General features: G+C 35.9%; 25 protein-coding genes and 1 riboswitch. Of the genes, 15 read left to right on the top strand and 10 right to left on the bottom strand.

The genetic code is table 11. The features are described 5' to 3' along the window. Nucleotides 1-25: 25 nt before the first annotated feature. From BUA76_RS13285 to BUA76_RS13315, 7 genes are all read right to left on the bottom strand, one after another. A complete protein-coding gene (locus BUA76_RS13285; protein WP_072885284.1) occupies nucleotides 26-247 on the bottom strand; it encodes a microviridin/marinostatin family tricyclic proteinase inhibitor in 222 nt (73 codons plus the stop codon). Between the two features lie 40 nt (nucleotides 248-287). After that, on the bottom strand, nucleotides 288-530 hold the full coding sequence (locus BUA76_RS13290; RefSeq protein ID WP_072885285.1) for a microviridin/marinostatin family tricyclic proteinase inhibitor: 243 nt from the start codon (nucleotides 528-530) through the stop codon (nucleotides 288-290). 37 nt (nucleotides 531-567) lie between these two features. Continuing rightward, complete coding sequence (locus BUA76_RS13295) at nucleotides 568-807, bottom strand: microviridin/marinostatin family tricyclic proteinase inhibitor (protein WP_072885286.1); 240 nt, start codon at nucleotides 805-807, stop codon at nucleotides 568-570. Between the two features lie 117 nt (nucleotides 808-924). Further along, nucleotides 925-1,704, bottom strand: coding sequence for an alpha/beta fold hydrolase (locus BUA76_RS13300; RefSeq protein ID WP_072885287.1), 780 nt, complete (start codon nucleotides 1,702-1,704; stop codon nucleotides 925-927). A 13-nt stretch (nucleotides 1,705-1,717) separates the two neighbouring features. Next, a complete protein-coding gene (locus BUA76_RS13305; protein WP_072885288.1) occupies nucleotides 1,718-2,437 on the bottom strand; it encodes a pyridoxine 5'-phosphate synthase in 720 nt (239 codons plus the stop codon). Beyond that, the gene (locus BUA76_RS13310; RefSeq protein WP_072885289.1) at nucleotides 2,424-3,353 is read right to left on the bottom strand and encodes a hypothetical protein; all 930 of its coding nucleotides are present in this window, start codon (nucleotides 3,351-3,353) and stop codon (nucleotides 2,424-2,426) included. Before BUA76_RS13310 ends, BUA76_RS13305 begins: the two co-directional genes overlap by 14 nt. Nucleotides 3,354-3,412: 59 nt before the next feature. Continuing rightward, the gene (locus BUA76_RS13315) at nucleotides 3,413-4,672 is read right to left on the bottom strand and encodes a mechanosensitive ion channel family protein (RefSeq protein ID WP_072885290.1); all 1,260 of its coding nucleotides are present in this window, start codon (nucleotides 4,670-4,672) and stop codon (nucleotides 3,413-3,415) included. Between the two features lie 269 nt (nucleotides 4,673-4,941). On the opposite strand from BUA76_RS13315, the gene BUA76_RS13320 reads away from it, so the two are divergent. The 3 genes from BUA76_RS13320 (at nucleotide 4,942) to BUA76_RS13330 (ending at nucleotide 7,198) form a co-directional block, all read left to right on the top strand. Next, the gene (locus BUA76_RS13320) at nucleotides 4,942-6,123 is read left to right on the top strand and encodes a carboxypeptidase-like regulatory domain-containing protein (protein ID WP_072885291.1); all 1,182 of its coding nucleotides are present in this window, start codon (nucleotides 4,942-4,944) and stop codon (nucleotides 6,121-6,123) included. 79 nt (nucleotides 6,124-6,202) lie between these two features. Next, complete coding sequence (locus BUA76_RS13325; RefSeq protein WP_072885292.1) at nucleotides 6,203-6,694, top strand: DUF456 domain-containing protein; 492 nt, start codon at nucleotides 6,203-6,205, stop codon at nucleotides 6,692-6,694. Nucleotides 6,695-6,703: 9 nt separating this feature from the next. Beyond that, on the top strand, nucleotides 6,704-7,198 hold the full coding sequence (locus BUA76_RS13330; RefSeq protein ID WP_072885293.1) for a hypothetical protein: 495 nt from the start codon (nucleotides 6,704-6,706) through the stop codon (nucleotides 7,196-7,198). Here BUA76_RS13330 and BUA76_RS13335 read toward each other — a convergent pair. Further along, nucleotides 7,185-7,826 (bottom strand): uracil-DNA glycosylase, encoded by a 642-nt coding sequence (locus BUA76_RS13335; RefSeq protein WP_072885294.1) that lies wholly within the window; start codon nucleotides 7,824-7,826, stop codon nucleotides 7,185-7,187. The two genes, BUA76_RS13330 and BUA76_RS13335, sit on opposite strands and share 14 nt — an antisense overlap. 502 nt (nucleotides 7,827-8,328) lie before the next feature. On the opposite strand from BUA76_RS13335, the gene BUA76_RS13340 reads away from it, so the two are divergent. Genes BUA76_RS13340 through BUA76_RS13350 form a run of 3 tightly spaced genes read left to right on the top strand, consistent with a single transcriptional unit; the run spans nucleotide 8,329 to nucleotide 10,743 of the window. Continuing rightward, nucleotides 8,329-8,865, top strand: a complete 537-nt coding sequence (locus tag BUA76_RS13340) for a YceI family protein (protein WP_072885295.1) — start codon at nucleotides 8,329-8,331, stop codon at nucleotides 8,863-8,865. A 48-nt stretch (nucleotides 8,866-8,913) separates the two neighbouring features. Next, the gene (locus BUA76_RS13345; RefSeq protein WP_072885296.1) at nucleotides 8,914-10,185 is read left to right on the top strand and encodes a hypothetical protein; all 1,272 of its coding nucleotides are present in this window, start codon (nucleotides 8,914-8,916) and stop codon (nucleotides 10,183-10,185) included. A 51-nt stretch (nucleotides 10,186-10,236) separates the two neighbouring features. Beyond that, a complete protein-coding gene (locus BUA76_RS13350; protein WP_072885297.1) occupies nucleotides 10,237-10,743 on the top strand; it encodes a hypothetical protein in 507 nt (168 codons plus the stop codon). A 66-nt stretch (nucleotides 10,744-10,809) separates the two neighbouring features. On the opposite strand, the gene BUA76_RS13355 is transcribed toward BUA76_RS13350, so the two are convergent. Beyond that, the gene (locus tag BUA76_RS13355; protein WP_072885298.1) at nucleotides 10,810-11,343 is read right to left on the bottom strand and encodes a GNAT family N-acetyltransferase; all 534 of its coding nucleotides are present in this window, start codon (nucleotides 11,341-11,343) and stop codon (nucleotides 10,810-10,812) included. A 96-nt stretch (nucleotides 11,344-11,439) separates the two neighbouring features. Here BUA76_RS13355 and BUA76_RS13360 point away from each other — a divergent pair, with 96 nt between their 5' ends. The 6 genes from BUA76_RS13360 (at nucleotide 11,440) to BUA76_RS13385 (ending at nucleotide 16,645) form a co-directional block, all read left to right on the top strand. After that, the gene (locus tag BUA76_RS13360) at nucleotides 11,440-13,587 is read left to right on the top strand and encodes an endonuclease MutS2 (protein WP_072885299.1); all 2,148 of its coding nucleotides are present in this window, start codon (nucleotides 11,440-11,442) and stop codon (nucleotides 13,585-13,587) included. 156 nt (nucleotides 13,588-13,743) lie between these two features. Beyond that, nucleotides 13,744-14,085: a YcxB family protein gene (locus BUA76_RS13365; RefSeq protein ID WP_178337339.1), complete on the top strand. Its 342-nt coding sequence runs from the start codon at nucleotides 13,744-13,746 to the stop codon at nucleotides 14,083-14,085. Between the two features lie 84 nt (nucleotides 14,086-14,169). Continuing rightward, nucleotides 14,170-14,448 carry a hypothetical protein gene (locus BUA76_RS13370; protein WP_072885301.1) on the top strand — a complete coding sequence of 93 codons (279 nt, stop codon included), beginning with the start codon at nucleotides 14,170-14,172 and terminating at the stop codon, nucleotides 14,446-14,448. Next, nucleotides 14,445-15,107, top strand: coding sequence for an ATP-binding cassette domain-containing protein (locus BUA76_RS13375; protein WP_072885302.1), 663 nt, complete (start codon nucleotides 14,445-14,447; stop codon nucleotides 15,105-15,107). The genes BUA76_RS13370 and BUA76_RS13375 overlap by 4 nt, the downstream gene beginning before the upstream one ends. Before the next feature lie 28 nt (nucleotides 15,108-15,135). After that, nucleotides 15,136-15,933 (top strand): hypothetical protein, encoded by a 798-nt coding sequence (locus BUA76_RS13380; protein ID WP_072885303.1) that lies wholly within the window; start codon nucleotides 15,136-15,138, stop codon nucleotides 15,931-15,933. 41 nt (nucleotides 15,934-15,974) lie between these two features. Further along, nucleotides 15,975-16,155: riboswitch (cobalamin riboswitch) on the top strand. A gap of 106 nt (nucleotides 16,156-16,261) precedes the next feature. Next, nucleotides 16,262-16,645: an acyl-CoA thioesterase gene (locus tag BUA76_RS13385; RefSeq protein ID WP_072885304.1), complete on the top strand. Its 384-nt coding sequence runs from the start codon at nucleotides 16,262-16,264 to the stop codon at nucleotides 16,643-16,645. Nucleotides 16,646-16,845: 200 nt separating this feature from the next. On the opposite strand, the gene BUA76_RS13390 is transcribed toward BUA76_RS13385, so the two are convergent. Beyond that, the gene (locus tag BUA76_RS13390) at nucleotides 16,846-17,436 is read right to left on the bottom strand and encodes an HD domain-containing protein (RefSeq protein WP_072885305.1); all 591 of its coding nucleotides are present in this window, start codon (nucleotides 17,434-17,436) and stop codon (nucleotides 16,846-16,848) included. 153 nt (nucleotides 17,437-17,589) lie between these two features. On the opposite strand from BUA76_RS13390, the gene BUA76_RS13395 reads away from it, so the two are divergent. From BUA76_RS13395 to BUA76_RS13405, 3 genes are all read left to right on the top strand, one after another. Further along, nucleotides 17,590-18,930 carry a cytochrome P450 gene (locus BUA76_RS13395; protein ID WP_072885306.1) on the top strand — a complete coding sequence of 447 codons (1,341 nt, stop codon included), beginning with the start codon at nucleotides 17,590-17,592 and terminating at the stop codon, nucleotides 18,928-18,930. A 211-nt stretch (nucleotides 18,931-19,141) separates the two neighbouring features. Next, on the top strand, nucleotides 19,142-19,471 hold the full coding sequence (locus BUA76_RS13400; protein WP_039367323.1) for a PadR family transcriptional regulator: 330 nt from the start codon (nucleotides 19,142-19,144) through the stop codon (nucleotides 19,469-19,471). 10 nt (nucleotides 19,472-19,481) lie between these two features. Beyond that, a complete protein-coding gene (locus BUA76_RS13405; protein ID WP_072885307.1) occupies nucleotides 19,482-21,203 on the top strand; it encodes a PspC domain-containing protein in 1,722 nt (573 codons plus the stop codon). Nucleotides 21,204-21,456 lie beyond the last annotated feature (253 nt).

Below are 21,456 nucleotides of genomic sequence, written 5' to 3' on the forward strand. Positions count from 1 at the left end.
AAAGGATTAATTCCAAATGCCATTTTTAAATTAAAGTAGCATCTTCATCACCATCTGACGGATATTTCATAGTCTGAGCCAAGTCATAGATCGGCTTTGTTACAATATCGGCAGTCTTTGATGTCGCAACATTGTCTAATCTTATATCAGTAATCTCACCACCTCCTTTTACTTTCTCCGGGTCCTGAAGCTGTTTTTCAAGGAATGATGCAAAGAAAGGTTTCTTTTTTGAATTTTTGTTTTTCATAATAATTAATTTAGAGTTTTAATGTAATGGTTGTTTAGTCTTAAAGTGCAGTTGCATCTTCGTCACCATCTGAAGGATATTTTAGGGTAACATGATCGCCTCCGGGTTTTGTAACATTATCAACAGTTACTGATGTAACACTGTCTTTCAGCGCTCCGGTTGTACTATCCTGCAATGCAGATGTAATTGTTCCTGAACCTCCTTTTACAGTTTCGGGGTCTTGGATTTGCTTTTCTAAGAACGAAGCAAAGAACGGTTTCTTTTTTGAATTCTTATTTTTCATAACAATTAATTTAGAGTGTTAATTTTCGGTGTTAATTCTAAAGTGATATTCCATCTTCATCACTGTCTGAAGGATATTTCATGGAAACTACATCACTTCCCGGTTTTGTAATACTATCCAATTGGACAGAAGTTACACTGTCTGTAAGAGCACCAGTTGAGTTATCTGCCAATACAGAAGTGGCAGTTCCGGAACCTCCTTTAATTGTTTCAGGATCCTGGATTTGCTTTTCTAAGAAAGAAGCAAAGAATGGTTTTTTGTTTTTTTTACCTTCCATGATGTTAATATTTAATGATTTAGAATGGTCTAAAAGTATTAAAAAAAAATCACCCAAAGAAGAATAAAATATTTTTTAAGAAAATTTTAACAATTAATAGCTAATAACGAAATTATTTTAATTAATATGTAAAAATTCTTTAACAACATTAGCAAAATCAACAGGATTCTCTGCCTGAACCCAATGTCCTGCATTTTTTATGGTAACAAAGTCTGCCTTTGGAAACTGCTGCCTGATCGCAAAATGATCCTGTGGAAGAATGTAATTTGATTGAGCTCCGGCAATGAATAAAGCCGGCCCGTCAAAAACTCCGAATTTTATTGCATTGGATACAAATTCATTATATTTCTCGGACAAAGTTTTCAGATTAAATCTCCAGTTTAACTTTTTATGATCGTCCCAGTATAAATTTTTTGTCAGGAATTGAATCGTAGATTTTTCAGGAATATACTGATTAAGCACTGCCTCTACCTCATTTCTTGAAGAAACCGTATTAAAATCCACAGTTTCCAGTGCTTTAATAATTCCCTGATGATGTGGCGGATATGCTTTTGGTGAGATATCAACCACAATAAGGCGTTCCACTTTTTCGGGAAACTTTATCGCAAACTGCATCACTGCTTTTCCACCCAGCGAATGTCCCAGAATATGAGCTTTAGCCATTCCATAATGTTCCATGTATTGTAAAATATCTTCCGCCAGATCATCATGAGACATATTTTCCGAATGAAAGCTTCTTCCGTGATTACGAAGATCAATAAGATGTACCGGAAGGTATTCTCCCATATCTTTACCGAAAGCCCCCCAGTTATCAAGCATTCCGAATAAACCGTGAAATACCAGAAGTGGTGTTTGTGAAAGATTTTCACCAAATATTTTTGAATTTAAAATTTCCATAATTTTTGTTATTCTACCATTTTGCCAATCTCTTCAGATAAGCCTGAACCGTATTTTCCAATCCCATATACAAAGCTTCAGAAATCAAAGCATGGCCAATTGAAACCTCAAGCAGGTTAGGGATATTGTCTGCAAAATATTTGAGATTATCAAGGCTCAGATCGTGCCCGGCATTTAATCCAAGTCCGAAATCTACCGCTGTCAATGCTGTATCGTAATAAGGTTTTATGGCTAATTCTTTATTGCTTGTGTAGTTTTTCGCATATGCTTCTGTATAAAGCTCGATCCTGTCCGTTCCGGTTTTGGCAGCATATTCCACCAATTCCGGATTAGGGTCCAAAAAAATTGAGGTGCGGATACCGGCATTTTTAAACTCAGCTATAATTTCTGTAAGAAAACCAAGGTGTTTTTTAGTATCCCATCCTGCGTTGGAAGTGATGGCATCGTCAGCGTCCGGAACCAAAGTTACCTGTTCGGGTTTTACATCTAAGACCATATCGATAAAAGATCTGTGCGGATTTCCTTCGATATTGAATTCTGTTGTTACAAGCGGTTTAAGATCATAAACATCTTTTCTGGTAATATGTCTTTCATCCGGTCTGGGATGAATGGTAATTCCCTGACCGCCATATTCCTGAATTTTTACTGCAGCTTCCGTTACACTGGGCGTTTCACCTCCTCTGGCATTTCTTATGGTTGCAATTTTATTAATGTTTACACTAAGTTTTGTCATTTCTACTGATAAGTTTTTGAAATACTGTCCTGACGGATAAGGCATTAAGCGGAAATTCAGCAAGTACATGCAGCATGCTCAGAACAAATAATACCGTCAGACCCATTTGATAATTATACAAATACAAAGCTATTGATAAAATCCAAATTGCAGAAACGAAAAGTGTATTTTTTAGGCTTAAAGATCTTGCCCATCCAATTACTGAAGTCTTTACGAACCAGTTCAGATAATGGAAGGTATAAGCAAAAGCAATGAAAATCTGCACTTTTAAAACTCCGGAAACAACCGATATATTTTTCCCTGTTAAAAAAACAAGCTGTTCATTAATAATTTTAAAACCTGTAGAATTAAATACCTTTTCAGACCTTTCTCTGGAAAAAACGAAATTTTCCACGGGTAAAAAAGCAATCATAAACGGTATTGCCAATAGCAATATGACCGTAAAAAGTGCAGTAATATGTGATGACCTTAAATAACCTGAAATCATAAAAAGTGCCGTAAATATATAAACATGGATCAGTGTCGGAAGAAATAACCCCAGCAAAATAATCAGACTCGGTTTGAAAAACGAGAGCAGTATCAATATTAATAATAAAAATACTGCTAAAAACTTAGCATAATTTTTCTCAGATATCAAAATCAGGTAGGCTGAGAAAATAAAAAACAGACCGATAATACTTCCGTATATAATATTTGCCCTGAATAAAGCAACATTCAAATAAATTATAAAAAGCAATCCTACGACACAGAGTGCAAAAAATAAAAACTTTCCCGCATGTGTCTTCTTTACAAAAAAATTTTTTCTTTTCAGCCAGTGCAGTTCGGTAAGATAATGCAGCGGTCCCAATACCGCGTACGAAAACAGGAAGACATCAAAAGGTAATAAACATGCCAGTAAAAATGAAAATACCAGCATGAGAACATTAAAAAATTCTATTCTATTATTGATGGCCGAATACACAATTTTTAACAGAATTATACTTTTACCTGCATCACTTCAAGATCAAACTCCTTTGACGCCACCAGCAAATGATCAAAAATATCAGACTGGATTTCCTCAAAGCGTACCCATTCTGTATCATTGGTAAAAGCATAAATTTCAAGAGGAAGCCCCTGCGGTGTACTGTTGAGCTGACGTACCATGATGGGACCTTCTTTATCCAATTCCGGAATACGTTCTATATACTTTTGGGCATAATATCTGAAAACACCAATATTGGTAAGCTGCCTGCCGTTGATGATCTCTTCTTTATGCGCCATATTCTCTTTTTCTTTTTTCAGCTCCAACGATCGCTCACTAAGATAATCAGAAATCAGGTTAATGCTTTTAAGGCGCTCAATATCTTCATCATTAAGAAATTTAAATGAGTTGATATTAAAGAAAATAGATTTTTTAATTCTTCTTCCATTCGTCTCGGAGATTACCTGCATATTTTTGATCTCTGTAGTGAGAAGATCATACGTAGGAATGGTGGAAAAGGTCCTGTCGAAATTATTGATTTTTGTGGTCAGAAGGTTGATTTCAGCAATATTACCTTCAATATTATACTTTGGAATATTTACCCAGTCTCCTACTTTGAGATTTTTAGAAGTTGCCACATGAAGCCCGGTCACAAATCCCAGAATGGTATCACGGAATACAAGAACGAGAACAGCCGTAATCGCCCCAAGACTACCGACAATAGTTGTTCCTTTAATCCCGAAGATTACGCAGATCCCAACAACTGAGAATAGAAAAATACCTAAAATTTTTACGGTCTCCGAAATAGCATTCAGGGCCATGATTTTGTAAAAATCCTGTTTAATGACAAAATAATTCCTGAAAGCAGTCAATCCTCTGTACAGCATTCCTGCAAATATCATCACAAGGCCTAAATTAACACATCTTATAATAAATGTGGTTGTTTTGGTTAAAGCCCCTGCAAATATAGATTCATGAATACTTCCAATAATCAAAAGCGCAATTAAATGAGCAATTGAATTGGTAATTCTTGATTCATAAATTGAATTTATGGCAGGATATTTTTCTTTGTTTCTGAAAATCCTGAAAACGCTATTGATTATGACTTTAAAAACAAAATCAATAACCAGAAAGATAGCGATCAGCAAAAGAATCTTTACAATAATATGAAATACGAAATCAAGGCCGGATGGTGCAATTCGGCTGATGTAACGGTAAAGAGGTTCACTCAATCCCTGTATGAGATCCTTTGTTTCTTCTAATTGGTCGTTCATTACAGCAAATTTAGGAAAATAAGTAATTTTTATACAGATATCTTTTAGCAATTTTTATCCCAAAAATAATTACGTTGGTTTTATGGAAATTTTAATTTTTTTTTTAAGCCACCCAGCTCCTCTTCAAACGCCTATTAACAAATAAGTCTTTTATAATAATAAACAATATTATATTAATATATTTAAAAAAAATAACATTTTTATGATTTTATGTTTAATATTTTTTTAAATTTGATACAAACTAAACAAAACTACAAAACCATATACATATGAAAAAACACTACTTTCTAATTTTATTGTGTGTATTTACACTTTTAACGAACTGCTCCGGAGGCGACGACGCGCCGGCAGTTACTGAAAACACAAATACAGCCGTTAAAACCGGGAAGCTTACCGGAAAGGTAATGTCAAAAAACGGAACCAAACCTATTGGAGGCGCTTCTGTTTTTACCTTTGATGACAAGTATAAAATCTATTACACGACTTCAGATTCAGAAGGTAATTTCACACTTGATGCTCCCGCCGGAAACCGTACCATTTATATCCAGACCGGTAACGGAACCAATTTCCGCACAGAAATTTCCGCAGTGGTTAAAGACAATGAAACAGTTGCTCTTGATGCAAATCAGACCAAACTTAACCAGGTTGCAAAAATTGCTTACGTAAAAGGAACTTATGATAAGATAGAGGACATTATTCAGATTTTAGGATATACCGCAACAGAAATCACAAATAACGATCTGGCTAATATGACCACAATTTCGCAATACGACATTATATTCCTCAATTGCGGCTCCAGAAGCAGCACAACAAATCCCGCACTTTACACAGCAATTGATGCCAACTTAGCCATTTTTGTGGCCAACGGGGGAAGTATCTATGCTTCAGACTGGGATGTGGCTTATTTAGTAGGCGGAACCACCAATACCAATAACTGCGCGTTGCCGGGAGGATTTGTGCCTGATTCAAAATTATGCTCCAAAAATATCGGAAGCTCCGGCAATGTAGCCGCTACGGTAAACAATGCCGGATTGACCTCTGCTTTAGGCTTCAACACGCTTAATCTGGATTATGATTTAGGAGCATGGCAAAAAATAATCAATTATGATCCTGCTTATTGGGAAGTACTGGTGAAAGAAACTTCATCAAATGATGCGTTGATGATCAGAACCAACCATTTTGCTGCAACGGGGATTCCGGTTACTCCAATAGGAAATGCTGCAAACACAACTTTTGTAACGGTTTGTGTAACCCTTCCCGGAAATATCCAGATCAGCCTTTCTGTTCCTCAGGCAGTAGTTCCTTTCCTTGTTGCATTGGGCGCAACAGTGGGGCCATGCTCAGGAGCTTCCAACAGCGGTTATATTTATTACACTACTTTCCATAACCACGCTTCAGGAAATATTGGTAACGCCGGTGTGATTCTACAATATGTAATTTTAAACCTTTAATAAAAACTTCACCTTAAACATGGAAGTGGCTTTTCTGAAGCCACTTTTTTTTATATCTTTTCATTAAATTAAAAAAAAAATGGACACAGCCTTAATTGATATTCTTTGCCTTATTCTTCTGTTTTTGGGAATTCTAGGAACTTTTTTGCCTGTTTTACCGGGTCTGCTGCTAAGTATCTGCGGACTTCTGATCTATAAATTCGGAACCGACTCGGACCTCAGCATGATCTACATCTGGACTTTTATAATCCTTACGATTGCCTCTGTCATTCTTAATTATGTCATTCCGGCAAAGACTAATCAGAAATATGGCGGAACGCGGTGGGGAAGTATCGGCTCAGTGATCGGAACGATTGTAGGAATATTTATTCCAATTCCTTTAGGATTTTTAGTGGGAATGTTTGCCGGTGTTTTTATAGGAGAGCTTCTTCATGACAGTAAAGATATCAATAAAGCTTTAAAATCAACCAAAGGTGCTTTCATTGGGTTTATTTACGGCACCGGATTCAGTTTTGTGGTGGGTGTGGCAATGTTTTTGGTGGTAGTATTGGATATGCTTTCCATTATTTAAAACAAAAAAATGTTGTACAAAGCCATTATATTAAGTGCAGGACTGTTATTAATTAACTGCAAAACGCAAAAAGGAACCCAAGTTCCGCTAAAAGACCACGTGGAAAATTCAGGGAATATTACAAAAAACACTACTGAAGATTCTGTGATCTACTTCAATGAAGGTGAAAACAGGTTTTTGGATGAATGCCAGATGAATGTAACATTCAAAGGTATTTCTGAAGACAGCCGCTGCCCGAAAGACGTTAATTGCATCTGGGCCGGAGTTGCCGTAGCGGAAGTGGAAGTAATGGGAACAGCAACAAGACCTGTGACTTTATCCCTTGCAAGCCTTGATAATAAGGGACGAAATTACCATCAATCCGCAGATTTCAATGGATATACGATCACCTTAACAGAAGTAACCCCATACCCTGAATCTGGAGAAAGCACAAAAAGCCTTAAAGGAAAATATAAAATAGGCATAGTGATCAAAAAATCTGATAATACCTCTACCATGAAATAGGCTTCTTTCCTTTGGAAATAAGATATTCGTTAATTTTTGAAAAAGGCTTGCTTCCGAAAAATCCCCTGTGAACGGAAAAAGGCGACGGATGCGCAGATTTTAAAATAAAATGTTTGGCCGGATCTATAAGTTCGGCTTTTTTTTGGGCGAAAGCGCCCCACAGTACAAAAACCACATTTTCTTTTTTATCCGAAATTTCTTTGATTATAAAATCCGTAAACTTTTCCCAGCCGAGATCTTTATGAGAGTTCGGAGAATGGGCGCGTACCGTTAACGTCGCATTTAACAGCAAAACACCCTGCTTCCCCCAGTCGTCCAGTTCTTTGGAAGTCCTTTCCACACCGATATCATTTTTAAGCTCGATAAAAATATTTTTCAGGGAAGGCGGCGCAGTAACCTGTTCCGAAACGGAAAAGCAAAGACCATTTGCCTGATAATCATTATGATAAGGATCCTGTCCGATAATTACCACCTCAACTTCATCGAAAGGCGTGATTTCCAGCGCTCTGAAAATCTGGCTTTTCGGAGGAAACACTTTTGTGGTTTTATACTCCTCCTTTACTTTTTCCCAAAGATTGGTAAAGTATTCGGTATTTTTTATCGGGGCTAATATTTCTGTCCAAGTCATATTGAATAATTTATCAGATGTTTTTTATTGATAGTTTTTAAACCTCAACTGCTCTGTAAGATCAAAAGTATTGCCATGAATTTAAAAATTTTATAAAAAAGTATCATGCAACCTTTTTCTCGATCACTGTTTATAATTGCCAAATATAAAAATATATCAGGATATCCAAAAATGAGCTCTGATCAGCATTTATAAAGTAATCATTCATTGTCAATCCAACAAGATAATTCCAGTGACTTTCATCAGTATTCATCCTTCAAAGATTTATATGATTTATTTTTTTTGATACGTTTAAGCAAATAAGCAGCTGAAAAATCACAATTATCATCCAGTCTTTAACAATCTTTAACTTATGTTTTGATTTTATTGAAAAATAAATAACCACAATTATATTAAGGATTTATATCATATTTAAAAATTATCATAAAATTAACATAATATATACCTTTATATCACAAAACAAAAGAATATTACACAACATAATTAATAAATATTTGTCGATATGAAAACTTTAAGAATTTTCTTGAATGCTACAATGCTATGCGGAACATTATTTTTTTATCAAAATGCAGAGGCTCAAAAAATAAATCAGAAGACAACAGTAATTGCTGTTAACGGAACTTCTCCTTTACACGACTGGGAAATGAATTCTTCAGCAGCTTATTTTACAGGAACCGTGAATGGAAATAACATATCCAACGCCACTTTTACCATGCCTGTGAAAAACCTGAAAAGCAAAAAAGGAAGTACCATGGATAATAAAGCTTATGAAGCATTGAAATCTTCACAATATCCCACCATCAGTTTTACAGCAGCTTCTATCAATTTCGGCAAAAGCAATGTAAGCGGAAAACTGACTATCGCAGGAGTTTCCAAAAATGTTTCTTTTCCCGTAAGTGTTGTTAAAAATGAAAATACTTACACCATTTATGGAACCGAAACCGTAAAACTTTCAGATTTCGGAATGAGCAGACCCGGATTTATGGGTATAAAAACAGGAGATGAAGTCACCATCAAAGTGAATATTACAGCCCAGTAAGAAATCAGCATCAAAACCATGATTAATCAATATTAAAAAATAAACGTTATGAAAACCATTTACATAAAAACAGCACTTTTAGGAACTATTTTACTTGCTAATACTGCACAGGCTCAACAGTTTCCTTTAGATAATCTTAAACCAAGAGACCAGAGAGGAATCAATATTTTTGAAAATCCTAAAGATTCTGTAACAAGCTTTGAGAAACTTAAAGTAAGAATAGGCGGAGCATTCGCCCTACAATTCCAAGGCCTGAAACATGAAAGCGGCGCAGATCAATCCGTTCCGGCAACCCAACTTTACGACATCGGAAATAACTTTAACCTTGCTACAGCGAACCTTGATATTGATGTGGCTTTATATGACGGCATCAATTTACATTTAAGAACATTTTTAAGTTCCCGCCACCACAATGAAACCTATGTAAAAGGAGGCTACCTTCAAATTGACAAGCTTGATTTTATCAAAAAAGATTTTTTGAGTGACTTTATGAAATATTCAACCATAAAATTCGGTCATGATGAAATTAATTACGGGGACGTGCACTTCAGAAGAAGCGATAATGCCTACACCACCCAAAACCCGTTTGTTGGAAATTACCTGATGGACGCCTATGCAACAATGGTTTTTGCTGAATATTACTACCGCAGAGACGGATTCATCGGAATGGGAGGTATTACCAACGGAAGACTCAACCAGAATGCCAACGGAGGAACAAGCCCTTCTTTATATGCTAAAATAGGCTACGACAAACAACTGAACAGCGATCTCAGAGTACGTCTTACAGGATCCGTTTACAACACCGCCAATACCCAAAGACTGGATTTCTATGATGGTGACAGAGCCGGATCACGATACTATTATGTGATGGAAAATGCCGCCGCCACTTCTTCTGCCAATTTCAGATCAGGACAGGTAGTACCGGATTTTAAAAACAAAGTGACTTCCATTATGATCAACCCGTTTGTAAGATATAAAGGTCTGGAATTCTTCGGAACTTTTGAAAACGCTTCAGGCAGAAATACGACAGAAATCGACCGCAGAACATGGAACCAGTATGCCGCGGAACTTATTTACCGATTCGGAAATAATGACAATCTGTACTTCGGGGGAAGATACAACCTGGTAAAAGGTGAACTGGCGACAGGAAATAAGGTAGATGTAACCCGTTACAATATCGGCGGAGGATGGTTTATGACCAAAAACATTCTTACCAAAGCAGAATATGTCAATCAGAAATACGACGGCTACCCAACATCAAGCATCCTGTATGACGGCAAATTCAATGGATTTGTTCTGGAAGCTGCCATTTCTTTCTAAATGCTAATCACAGAAAAAGCTATCCAAAGTTTTTTCAAAACTACCTGAATTATGAAACCTTTTTTAGCAGCAATTCCGTTTATAGTCGGAATATTTATGAATGCCCAGGAAAACTACATTCAGATCAATGGAAGCACTAATATTAATACTTTCAAATGTACCAACACTACATTCAGAACGCCTGGAGGCAATTTCATAATTAGTGAAAAAAGTCTTCCAAACATTGCACTGAAAGTAGACGATTTCGATTGCCACAACAAAATAATGACCTCTGATTTTCAGAAAACTCTTTTAGCGGAAGATCATCCGTACCTTCATATAAAGTTTATTTCTTTAGACAGGAATAAAGCACTATACAATGCACAGATAGAAGTAAAGATGATTAACCGAAGTAAAATATACCATATCACATTGTGTCTTGAAAACGGAAAGCTTACTGGCAGAAGAAGTGTTAAATTCAGTGATTTTGATATATCACCTCCAAAAAGAATGGGTGGGATGATTGTAGTAAAGGATGATCTTAATCTCGTCTTTGCCCTTGCTACAAACACGCAATAAAAACAACACAATTTATTTTAGATTACAAAGAAATGTTTAAAGATTGATAAAGTCTGCAGTATTCAGTTACTGCAGGCTTTTGGAACTGTAAACCCCATCATTTTTCAGGCTAAAAACCATATTTTCCGGAATCCCATCATCTATCCCTCCCTCTTCCAATACAAAATCATGTTTTGAAAGAAGTTTTTTTGAATTATCATTATAACGGTGAGTCATTGCCACAATTTCTTTCAAAAGCAAACTGTTAAAAGCGAAATTTATAACAGCTTTTAATGCCTCCGACATGATTCCTTTCCTGTGATAATCAGGTAACAGTTCATACCCCACTTCTGCAACCGTCCGGTCTTCAGAAAAATTCCAGAGACAGATGGTACCAATAAGATTAGATTGGTCTTTTAAAGATATCCCCCAGTAAAATGTTTTATGATTTCGGGTGTTTTCTTTAATCGTTAGAATAAACTGCAGCGCATCGTAATTATTTTTGGGAGAAACTCTCTGCACATATTGATTGATAATTTCGTTGCTGCGAATTTTCAGAATATCATCGACATAGCTTTCGTTGATTTCTTTTAATTGCAGTCTTTCAGTTTCCAGTTTCATAGCTCAAATATAATAAACATGATTAATAGATATTTTCAAATCTTCAAATTAGCTCATTTTCAAATTAAAATGCACATTTTTCACTAAATTTGCACTGTGTTTATAAATAAAGAAGATTTAAATGAATTAGAGTTTCCGCAATTGCTCGCGGAGATCTCCCCTTTTGCATATTCTCCAAAAACAAGAGAAAAAATTCTTCAGCTTCGCCCGATGGAAATTGATGAGGCCGAACTTTCCCTGAAAAAAACTTCAGAATATTTATCCAGTTTTGAAAGTTCCAATGCCATTCCTTTTGACGAGTATGAAGATATTGAAAGCGAACTTAAATTAATGCTGATTGAAAATTACCGCCTGGAAAACGGTGCTTTCATCAAAATAAAAATCCTCACGGAACAGATCGGGAAACTTCAGAAGTTTTTCCCAACCATGCCGGAAACTTTTCCTACTTTAATGGAAGATGCTTCTGTTTTAGAATTCAGAAAAGAAATCATTGATAAGGTGGATAAAGTTTTTAACCGTTTTGGTGAAGTAAAAAGTGAAGCTTCTCCGGTTTTAAAAGGGTTGAGAACGGAAATCCAGCATGCGAAAAAAGCAATCCAGGAAAACTTTAACCGAGCTTTATTCAATTACGGTCAGAGTGAATTTTTAGACGACATCCGTGAAACCATTATTGATGACCAGAGGGTTTTAGCTGTAAAATCAGGTTTTAAGAAAAGAGTTCCGGGAAGAGTGCTTGGATTATCAAAAACCGGTTCTATTACATACATCCAGCCGGATTCTGTAGTGAAACACTATTTTAAGCTTAAAGAAAACGAAGAGGAAGAAAAAAAAGAAATTGATAAAATTTTACGCCAGCTTACTGCAGAATTGGCAGAATATCAACCTCAGTTGTGGAGGTATCAGAAATACATTTTCGACCTTGATTTAACGAGGGCTAAAGCAAAATTTGCAGAGCTGATCAATGGTATCTTACCAAAAATCAACCGCCATAAAACATTGAGATTAAGAGATGCTTTTCATCCATTATTATTTTTAAGAAATAAAGCGGAAAATAAAACGATTCATCCCCAGACCCTAACATTCACGGAACATAACAGAATTATTTGTATTTCCGGACCCAATGCAGGTGGAAAATCCATCACTTTGAAAACTGTCGGTTTACTGCAGCTGATGATCCAGAGTGGAATTCTTGTTCCCGTTCATCCGAAATCCGAAATGTTTTTCTTTGATAAAATAATGACCGATATCGGCGACAATCAGTCAATTGAAAATCATTTATCAACTTATTCTTCGAGATTGAGGAAAATGTCGGGAATTATCCGTGAAGCAGATGCCCATACGCTTTTACTGATTGACGAATTCGGTACCGGTTCCGATCCTGAATTAGGAGGTGCTTTAGCCGAAAGTTTCCTGGAGTTTTTCTACGATAAAAAGAGTTTTGCAATCATTACTACGCATTACACCAATATCAAACTGGTAGTAGAACAGCTTCCGAATGCCCAAAATGCAGCCATGCTCTTCAATGAAGAAACGCTGGAGCCGATGTATAAACTTGAAGTGGGACAAGCGGGAAGTTCATTTACTTTTGAAGTAGCCGAGAAAAATAAAATCCCGAGGTTCATTATCCATTCCGCTAAGAAAAAAGTTGAGCACGACATTGTCAATCTTGATAAAACCATTGTCAAGCTTCAACAGGAAAAGTATGAGGTTGAAAAGCTGAAATCCGATCTTGCAGAAAGAAAGGAATCTGTTGAGGACAAGCGTGATAATCTACAAAAGCTTAATGAGCAGCTTCAGCAAAAGTTGTATAATTTCCAGAAGCTGTATGAAGAAGAACACCGTAAACTGCAGTTCGGGAACAAGATTGAAACTTTTATTGACAGCTACACCAAAGGCAAATCGAGAAAAGATGTAGTGAAAGATTTTGTAAAACTCCTGGAACAGGAAAAATTCCGCAAGCTGGGTGTTGACAAAGATGAAAGCAAGCGGCTGCAGGTGGTGAAGCGGAAAATCACCCAACAGCTGAAAAAAGAAGAAGTAATTGAAAAAATTGCTGAAACCAACGAGAAACTGGAGGAAAAACGGCAAACTGACCGTTCACTGTGGATGAAAGTGGGTCAGAGAGTTCGCATTGCCGGAAGCACAAGCGTGGGGACCATTGAGAAGATTTCCAAGAAAAAGGTGGTGGTTAACTATGGAACATTCAAAACAACCATTGATGCGGATGAATTGGAGAGAATTTAATGTTAAACAATGACTGTAAAAACGCTGATTACTTTTAAGGATTTTTTGATGTTTAATTTAAAAAATTCATTAATCCGAATCATTGTATTTCCAATAATTGCATTAATTTTTTTTGGAATAAATTATTACAATGCAGATAATGACAATCGGGAATTTATGGAATCGGCATCGATCTGGTTGTTGGTTTTTTTTGTTTTCATCATTATCCGCACTTATTTTAGCGTAAAGAATATTTTTAATTCCAACAAAAAAATCCAGGAAATTATTTCCTATACTTTTACGGATGACAAAATCCGCACGGAAGGCGAAACTTTTGACGGAGATTTTACATGGAATTCGGTGTATAAAGTAAAGGAAAACAAAGAATGGTTTCTGATTTACCAAAGTGCCCGGACCATGAACATGGTTCCTAAAAAGTTTTTTACAAAGGATCAGATTTCAGGGCTTAGAGATCTCATCAGAAAGAATAAGGTGAAAGCAAAGCTCAGGAATGACTGAATAAAATAGTAAGGGTGCCCTAAAAGCACTCTTTTTTATTATAAAAATTAGTACAGTATTCTGTTATATTGCTACATTTGAAATATGATCAAAACCATAAAAATTCTTTGGATTTTCTATCTGAAATTATTAATTCCGGCCCTATTGTTTTCTTTGCTGCTGGCTTTTCAGACGGGCTTTTCTATCGGGAATTTCGGATTTTGTTTTCTGGTTATGTTGCCTGCATTTCATTTTTTAATTTATGAATTAAGACTGAAAAGAGAATATGTATTTTTTGCCAATTTCGGTTTTTCAAGAGCATCTCTTTGGATCATCACCGCTTCTATTGGATTTGTTATCAATATTATTTCTAAATTGTTATGAGCAAGCTCCATATAGACAGTGTCACAAAATCTTACGGTTCAAAAACAATTCTAAAGGATATTTATTTAAGTTGTGAAACAGGAAAAATTTTGGCTTTATTGGGAGGAATCGGATCAGGAAAATCAACATTGTTACAGATTATTTTTGGAACGCTGAAAGGAGATTCTCAGTTTATTAAATTCAATGATCAGGTTCTTACAAAGCAATCCGAAAGAAAAAATAAGATTGCCTATCTTCCACAAACGTCTATGTTTCCAAAAGATATTAAAATTAAAAACCTGATTTCTTTATTCTGTAATGAAGAGAATAGTCAAAAACTTTTTAATTCCGATCTTCTTAAACCTTTATTAAATAGCACCATAAGAAATCTTTCCGGAGGTGAAAAAAGGATGGTAGAAGTAATAACAATCATCCATTCCGATGCTGACTTTATTTTACTGGAAGAGCCTTACAGCGGTCTGTCACCCATTTTAACAGAAAAGATTATGAATATGATCAAGGAATTATCTCGGGAAAAAGGCTTTATCATTTCAGATTTTAACGTGGAGGAAGCGATAAAAATTTCGGATAAATTTTACCTTCTTTCCAACACTTATTTAAAACAAATGAAAGATTTAAAAGAATTGCAACAGCATTATTATTTTCCGAAAAACATTTAATTTATATATTTGACAATCCAAAAAATTCATGATGTCCGTAAATAAAACATTATACATATCCGTTTTTACTTTTCTTTTTGTGTTTTTTGCCAAAGGGCAGGATAAAGTTCCTTTCGGCGTCGTAAAAGCTGAAGAAGGATACGCTATGGTGCGTGTTCATAAAGACGATTACCGTAAAATCATTGATAAAATACGAATGAAAACCGGTGATGTTTTTATTTATGTGAAACCTGCTCCCGGGGAAACAGAATGGATCTGGATCAAATATCCTGAAAAAGATGACACCGACAAGCCTTTTGTACGCTACGACAGCATTACTAAAGAAGGAATGGTGAATAAAAACCGCGTGGTTTTTGTGGATAAGCTGCCACCATTTACGCCTTCAAAATCAAAAAACGGAAAGTCTCTTATTTTTACAGATGATACCAATCCTAAAATTCCGGGAAACCAGAGAACAAAAGTTATTATTGATGTTTATCCTTCCTATGCAAAACTTAAAAAGCAGGAAAAAGATGCTGAAGGAAATATCATCAAAATTGACAAGGTAAAATCCTGGGGTGTTGGTAAAGAAATTCCTGAAGGAATAACGGAAATAAAATCGGTACGGGTTCAACAGCCGGGAAGAGGCTCTGTCTTCGTGAGAGATGCTATCAAAAATATGTTCCAGCCTACAATGGATTTCAAAAATGTGGGGGTAACAGCCATTGATAACGACCATATTTTCCTTTACATGACCAACGGTTCAGGAGAAAACAGGTATACAACCATCTGGACTATCAAACAGGGAAAAGTTCAAAGCCAGATCATTTATAAAAACCCGGAATAATTCAGTAATATTCATTATTTTTGCTGCCGGAAGTCCAGCTTTTTGGCTTTCAGGAAATTGGTTTTGCTTAACTGCAGATTAAAAGGGAATCGTGTGAAAATCATGAACTGTCGCGCAACTGTAAGTAACCGAAGTCTTTATTAAATAATCCACTGTGTATTTTTACGGGAAGGAAATAAAGATGTTACAAGTCAGGAGACCTGCCTTTTTCTTCACCATACAACTTTCGCGATTTGAAGTTTGTTGATCTATGGATGTTCAGAGATATTATGCTCTGCTTTTTCTGTTGTTTCCAACTTTTCATTTCGCTTTAATTAAATAATGAACTATGACTACAGAAGAAAGAATTGAAGCCTCGGAAACCAGAATTTTCAAAGCCGTTTTCCCCAACACAACCAATCATTATGATACACTTTTCGGAGGAACTGCGATGCAGCTGATGGATGAAGTGGCCTTTATCGCAGCAACACGCTTTGCCAGAAAACGCGTGGTAACGGTAAGCAGTGATAAGATTGATTTTAAAAGATCTATTCCTGCCGGAACGATTGTAGAGCTGATCGGGAGAGTGATGCACGTCGGAAGAACAAGCCTGAAAGTAAATGTTGAAATCTACACCGAGCAGATGTATTCGTATGAAAGAGAAAGAGCGATCGTAGGGGATTTTACTTTTGTGGCGATTGATGAATTTAAGAAACCGATTCAGATTTTATAAAAGTTTCGGCGGCCTTTGCCCGCCGAAACTTTCTATTTCCCGCAGATTTCACAAATTTTGTTTAATAAATACTCAGCTAAAATATATACAATCATCAGTGTAATTTGTGGAATCTGCGGTCTACTTTATCTTACTAAATCTGTGGAATTTGCGAAATTTGTGGAAGATTTTTTAAACCATATATAAAGATGAGCTAAAATTTACTTTAGCACTTTTTCAGTTTCCAAATTCTTAATCAAAAGCAACTGAAAAGCTTCTCCCAATTCATCAGAAGCCCTGCTGATCGCATGCTCCAACATATTTCGGATTTGTTTTTCCGTAACACCTGCTTCCGTCCAGCTTTTTCCGGAAGTGTGTGAATTCAGAATGAAAGGCATAATCCTGTCGATGGCACAGGCAAAAATAGCGTCGGGAGTCTGCTCTTCTTCAAATTCAAGCCAAAGATTGAAAAATTCTGATCGTAAAGGTTCATCTAAAATTCCGAATATCTTTTGAGCTGAAGCTTTTTCTCTTTCAAATTTTCCAACCATCGCCGCTTCATCAAACAAAAAGGTATCCCCTGCTTCAATTTCAACAAGATCGTGAATGGAAAGCATTCTGATGACTCTCAATAAGTCAATATCCGCCCTGTTTTTGGCATACGGAAACAGAATTTGCGCCAGAATGATGATCTGCCACGAATGTTCCGCCGTATTTTCCCTTCTGGTATCATCTGCATTATAGTTTCTTCTTTGGACATTTTTCAGGGCATCTACTGCCAGAATAAAATCGATTTCCTTTTGGATCTTCATTGCTCTAAGTTTATATGTAAATATTTGAAATTGCCTCCAGTATTAATTATTTATTTAATAAATGACAAATTTCATCAGATACAAAAATAAAACTTTAAATATAAAGCTATACAAATTAACAGATTAGTATTATTTTTATTGTAAATATTTATCATGGCATTGAAATACAAATACCCGGCAGAAATCAAAGGAAGCAGAAAACTGTATTCTCTCTTTAACGGGGTGAAGGATCCTTTGGGTGTTATCAGTGGAAATCATACCATTTCGGGAGATAGTTATCATCTCAAAGCCAGTTTAACAAACAAACACTTTATTTTTTCCCAGGATAAAGAACTGGTAGAATATATTTTAAAGCAGAACCATAAAAACTATTTCAAATCTGAAATACAATCCGTCACATTAGGAAAATACCTCGGCAACGGTTTGCTGACCAATAACGGAAAAGACTGGCTGAAGCAAAGAAGATTGATTCAGCCCGGTTTCAGTAAGATTAAAATTACCAATCTGGTTTCCATCATGGAAGAGGAAATGGATAAAGCATTTCAGTCTTTTAATAATGAAACGGATATTGATCTGTATGATTTCTTTCATACGCTGGCTTTCAATATAGTAGCTAAAACCCTTTTCAGCTCGGATATTGATGAAGAAAAAGTGAAAGAATTGGGAAAAATTATCACAGAAATTCAGGAAGTTTTTGCGAAAGAAGTGAGAATACCACTTTACACGCAGGCCTTAAATATTCTTGGAATAACACATAAGAATATAAGAAAAAGCAACCAGGCAAAGCATATTATTCAAAGTGTTCTGGATAAAAGAAGAAATTCAAAGGAAGAAAAGAACGACCTGCTGGATATGCTCATTCATGCAAAATATGAAGATACACAGCTTCCAATGTCTGATGAGCAGCTTGTGGATGAAATGCTTATCCTTTTCATAGCCGGCCATGAAACGACAGCCAATGCTTTAACCTTTATTTTTTTTGAAATCAGCCAACATCCGGAAGCAGAGAAAAAATTAAAACAAGAAATTGCAGAAGAAGGCGAAAATGTTTTCAGAGCAGAAAATTTAATGAAAAAATCTTTCACTGTGAATATTATTAAAGAGGCCATGCGGCTGCATCCTCCGGCTTGGGCCATTGACCGTCAGGCTTTGGAAGACGACAGCTTTAAGGAATATTCATGGAAAAAAGGCACATTAATTATCCTTTATATTGCAGGACTTCACAGAAATCCAAAATACTGGGAGCAGCCTGACTCTTTTATTCCGGAACGTTTTGATGATGAAAATGCTAAAAATTTTGCATACTACCCTTTTGGAGCCGGACCCCGACTTTGCATCGGTGAGCATTTTGCCATGATGGAAATGGCCCTTATTATCCGTAAATTTTATTATAATTACACCTTCATTTCTTCTCAGAAAGAACTGCAAAAAAAAGCACTTGTTACATTGAGAGCCGTCAGCTTACATGGTAAAATTATCAAAAAACGGGATTGATTTCAAAAATTTTCAATTCCCCAAAATTCCATATAAAAATAATTAACCTCATTTTCAGATACTTACATGATAAAACAAAATTTTTCCACTACTTTGTATTGCATAATACCATTTTAATTATATATCTTTGTAATGTAAAATCGAAATAGGTTCATCTAGCTAGGTTCCGAATTTCGAAATTGATATAACTAATTAACAAAACTTATTAAAGATGAATACTGAAAATACCAAAGCGCAGATGCGAAAAGGAATTCTGGAATTCTGTATTTTAAGTCTCATCAATCATCGCGAAATGTATGTTTCCGACTTAATCGATGAGCTGAAAAAAGGAAAACTGGATGTAGTGGAAGGAACACTCTACCCTCTTTTAACAAGATTAAAAAACGGCGAGTTTCTTTCGTACAGATGGGAAGAATCTACAGGAGGACCTCCAAGGAAATACTACCAGATCACTGAAAAAGGCAAACTGTTCTTAGATGAACTTCAGAATACCTGGAACGAATTAACAGATTCAGTAAACCAAATTACTCAAAAACATTAAAAACAAAGCTATGAACAAAACACTCTCAATAGGACTCGCAGGTTTTTCTTTTACGATAGAAGAACACGCATATATAAAGCTCAGCGATTACCTGAACGCTCTGAGAAGCTCTCTGGACGCTTCTGAAGCAGACGAGGTAATGCACGATATAGAAATCAGAATGGTAGAAATCTTCAAAGATTCTATGGCAAAACGTGAAGTAATTAACGACTCTGATGTGGAAAGAGTAATCGCCCAGATCGGAAGTCCTGAAACCATTGAAGAACAGGAAGAGGCTTATTATTCTGAAAAGAATACCAAAAAAACAGGGAGCGCCGGAACTGAATATTCAGATAAAAAACAACTGTTCCGGGATCCTGAAAGACAAAAAATCGCTGGAGTTTGCGCAGGTCTTGCCCACTACGTAGGAATGGATATTACTGCAATGAGAGCCATCTGGCTGGGAATCTTTATTTTAGGAATTTTCACAGCGGCTGTATCATCTACATTGGTTTTCTTATTATATATCATCCTTTGGGCTGTATTGCCAAAAGCAGAAACTGCAGCAGATTTCCTGAAAATGAAGGGAAAGCCTATGAACTTCGACAATCTTAAGAATGAGTCTAACAAATTGGTACAGTTTGCCAATGAGTCTACTCAGAGGGTCGGAGAAATCTATATCGAAAACAAACCTTACATCAACAACGCAGGAAGCGGATTGTGGAATGTGGTACGGTATATTTTAGGTGGAATCTTTGCATTCATGTCTTTATCCTGCCTGATCGGTGTATTCGTAGTGTTCGGTTTCATGGGAGCAGACAGCGACTTCCCTCCTGTGAGTGAAATGAATTTCTATTTTGATAATGATAATATGAAATACGTCATTATGGGGTTGATTACCATCGGAAGTTTATTACCAGCCATGCTATTCGGATTATTAAGTATTAAATTGATTTCACCTAAAACAAAACTAAGAAATACAGGTTGGGTAATAGGAGCGTTATTCCTTGCATTGATTGCTCTTGGCAGCTATTTCGGATTCAGTATGGCGAAAAAAGAAATGTTCCTGAAAGGTCATAAAGAAGATACGGAAGAGGTTTCCATTAACACACAATCGGACACCATTTATGTTGATTACAAGCAGGTTACCATTCCTCAGAACTTCAAAGGTTACGATGATGATATTTATTCCGATAAAGTTTCCGTATACGAAAAAGACTGGATCCATGTTGATGTAACGAGAAAAGCAGATATTAAAACCCCTTATCTGATTATTAAAAAAGAAGCTAAAGGGTATAATCTTCCGCTAAATGTTAATGTTCCTGTGGAAATAGTTAATAATAAAGTTATCCTTCCAAACTACATCAAGTATCCTTATGAACACCGATTCAGAGATTACAGCATTGATTATGAACTGGTACTTCCAATGAAAACCATTGTAATCCCGGCCAAAAAAGACGGAATCAATTTCGATGGCGACCTCAATGCAGACGGAATTAATGATAACGATCAGGAAAGAGATGATGAAGGAAATATTAAAATCGAAAACAATAAAATCACGGTAAACGGTTCTACGATTGAGTACAATTCTGATGATGAAGACAGCATCATTGTAAACGGAAAAAAAGTTCCGAGCAACCAAGCCGACAAAGTGATCGACTCTATGAAGCACAGCATCAAAAAAATGAAAGGAGCTAACATCGACTTTAAAGTAGACGAAGGTAAAAATGAAATTTCCATACAAACTAAATAACTAAACTGCAGAGAGTGGCAGAAGGTGTGAATGGATAGCACAACCGTTTGAAATTCACATCCTTCTTCTCTCACAATTAAGTAAAAAAAAATAAAATTTAGTTCGCTATGTAAATAAAAAACTTTACATTTGTGTAGATAAAAATTATAACCAAAAACACTCAAAAAAATATTAACTAATCATGATACAACTGGCATTAGAAATTGTAATGAAAATCGTAGATTTAATCAGCGGTTTGTTTTAAGAGCGATAA

The organism is Chryseobacterium takakiae, assembly GCF_900129385.1.
In the GTDB taxonomy this organism is placed as follows: domain Bacteria; phylum Bacteroidota; class Bacteroidia; order Flavobacteriales; family Weeksellaceae; genus Chryseobacterium; species Chryseobacterium takakiae.

Bases quoted from the DNA above. Each gene is read 5' to 3' on its own strand.
- BUA76_RS13370 (WP_072885301.1), top strand. From the start codon at position 14,170: ATGATCAAAACCATAAAAATTCTTTGGATTTTCTATCTGAAATTATTA.
- BUA76_RS13295 (WP_072885286.1), bottom strand. From the start codon at position 807: ATGGAAGGTAAAAAAAACAAAAAACCATTCTTTGCTTCTTTCTTAGAA.
- BUA76_RS13405 (WP_072885307.1), top strand. From the start codon at position 19,482: ATGAACAAAACACTCTCAATAGGACTCGCAGGTTTTTCTTTTACGATA.
- BUA76_RS13345 (WP_072885296.1), top strand. From the start codon at position 8,914: ATGAAAACCATTTACATAAAAACAGCACTTTTAGGAACTATTTTACTT.
- BUA76_RS13350 (WP_072885297.1), top strand. From the start codon at position 10,237: ATGAAACCTTTTTTAGCAGCAATTCCGTTTATAGTCGGAATATTTATG.
- BUA76_RS13320 (WP_072885291.1), top strand. From the start codon at position 4,942: ATGAAAAAACACTACTTTCTAATTTTATTGTGTGTATTTACACTTTTA.
- BUA76_RS13395 (WP_072885306.1), top strand. From the start codon at position 17,590: ATGGCATTGAAATACAAATACCCGGCAGAAATCAAAGGAAGCAGAAAA.
- BUA76_RS13285 (WP_072885284.1), bottom strand. From the start codon at position 247: ATGAAAAACAAAAATTCAAAAAAGAAACCTTTCTTTGCATCATTCCTT.
- BUA76_RS13355 (WP_072885298.1), bottom strand. From the start codon at position 11,343: ATGAAACTGGAAACTGAAAGACTGCAATTAAAAGAAATCAACGAAAGC.
- BUA76_RS13340 (WP_072885295.1), top strand. From the start codon at position 8,329: ATGAAAACTTTAAGAATTTTCTTGAATGCTACAATGCTATGCGGAACA.
- BUA76_RS13305 (WP_072885288.1), bottom strand. From the start codon at position 2,437: ATGACAAAACTTAGTGTAAACATTAATAAAATTGCAACCATAAGAAAT.
- BUA76_RS13375 (WP_072885302.1), top strand. From the start codon at position 14,445: ATGAGCAAGCTCCATATAGACAGTGTCACAAAATCTTACGGTTCAAAA.
- BUA76_RS13325 (WP_072885292.1), top strand. From the start codon at position 6,203: ATGGACACAGCCTTAATTGATATTCTTTGCCTTATTCTTCTGTTTTTG.
- BUA76_RS13380 (WP_072885303.1), top strand. From the start codon at position 15,136: ATGATGTCCGTAAATAAAACATTATACATATCCGTTTTTACTTTTCTT.
- BUA76_RS13400 (WP_039367323.1), top strand. From the start codon at position 19,142: ATGAATACTGAAAATACCAAAGCGCAGATGCGAAAAGGAATTCTGGAA.
- BUA76_RS13300 (WP_072885287.1), bottom strand. From the start codon at position 1,704: ATGGAAATTTTAAATTCAAAAATATTTGGTGAAAATCTTTCACAAACA.
- BUA76_RS13385 (WP_072885304.1), top strand. From the start codon at position 16,262: ATGACTACAGAAGAAAGAATTGAAGCCTCGGAAACCAGAATTTTCAAA.
- BUA76_RS13290 (WP_072885285.1), bottom strand. From the start codon at position 530: ATGAAAAATAAGAATTCAAAAAAGAAACCGTTCTTTGCTTCGTTCTTA.
- BUA76_RS13390 (WP_072885305.1), bottom strand. From the start codon at position 17,436: ATGAAGATCCAAAAGGAAATCGATTTTATTCTGGCAGTAGATGCCCTG.
- BUA76_RS13315 (WP_072885290.1), bottom strand. From the start codon at position 4,672: ATGAACGACCAATTAGAAGAAACAAAGGATCTCATACAGGGATTGAGT.
- BUA76_RS13330 (WP_072885293.1), top strand. From the start codon at position 6,704: ATGTTGTACAAAGCCATTATATTAAGTGCAGGACTGTTATTAATTAAC.
- BUA76_RS13365 (WP_178337339.1), top strand. From the start codon at position 13,744: ATGGAATCGGCATCGATCTGGTTGTTGGTTTTTTTTGTTTTCATCATT.
- BUA76_RS13310 (WP_072885289.1), bottom strand. From the start codon at position 3,353: ATGCTGGTATTTTCATTTTTACTGGCATGTTTATTACCTTTTGATGTC.
- BUA76_RS13335 (WP_072885294.1), bottom strand. From the start codon at position 7,826: ATGACTTGGACAGAAATATTAGCCCCGATAAAAAATACCGAATACTTT.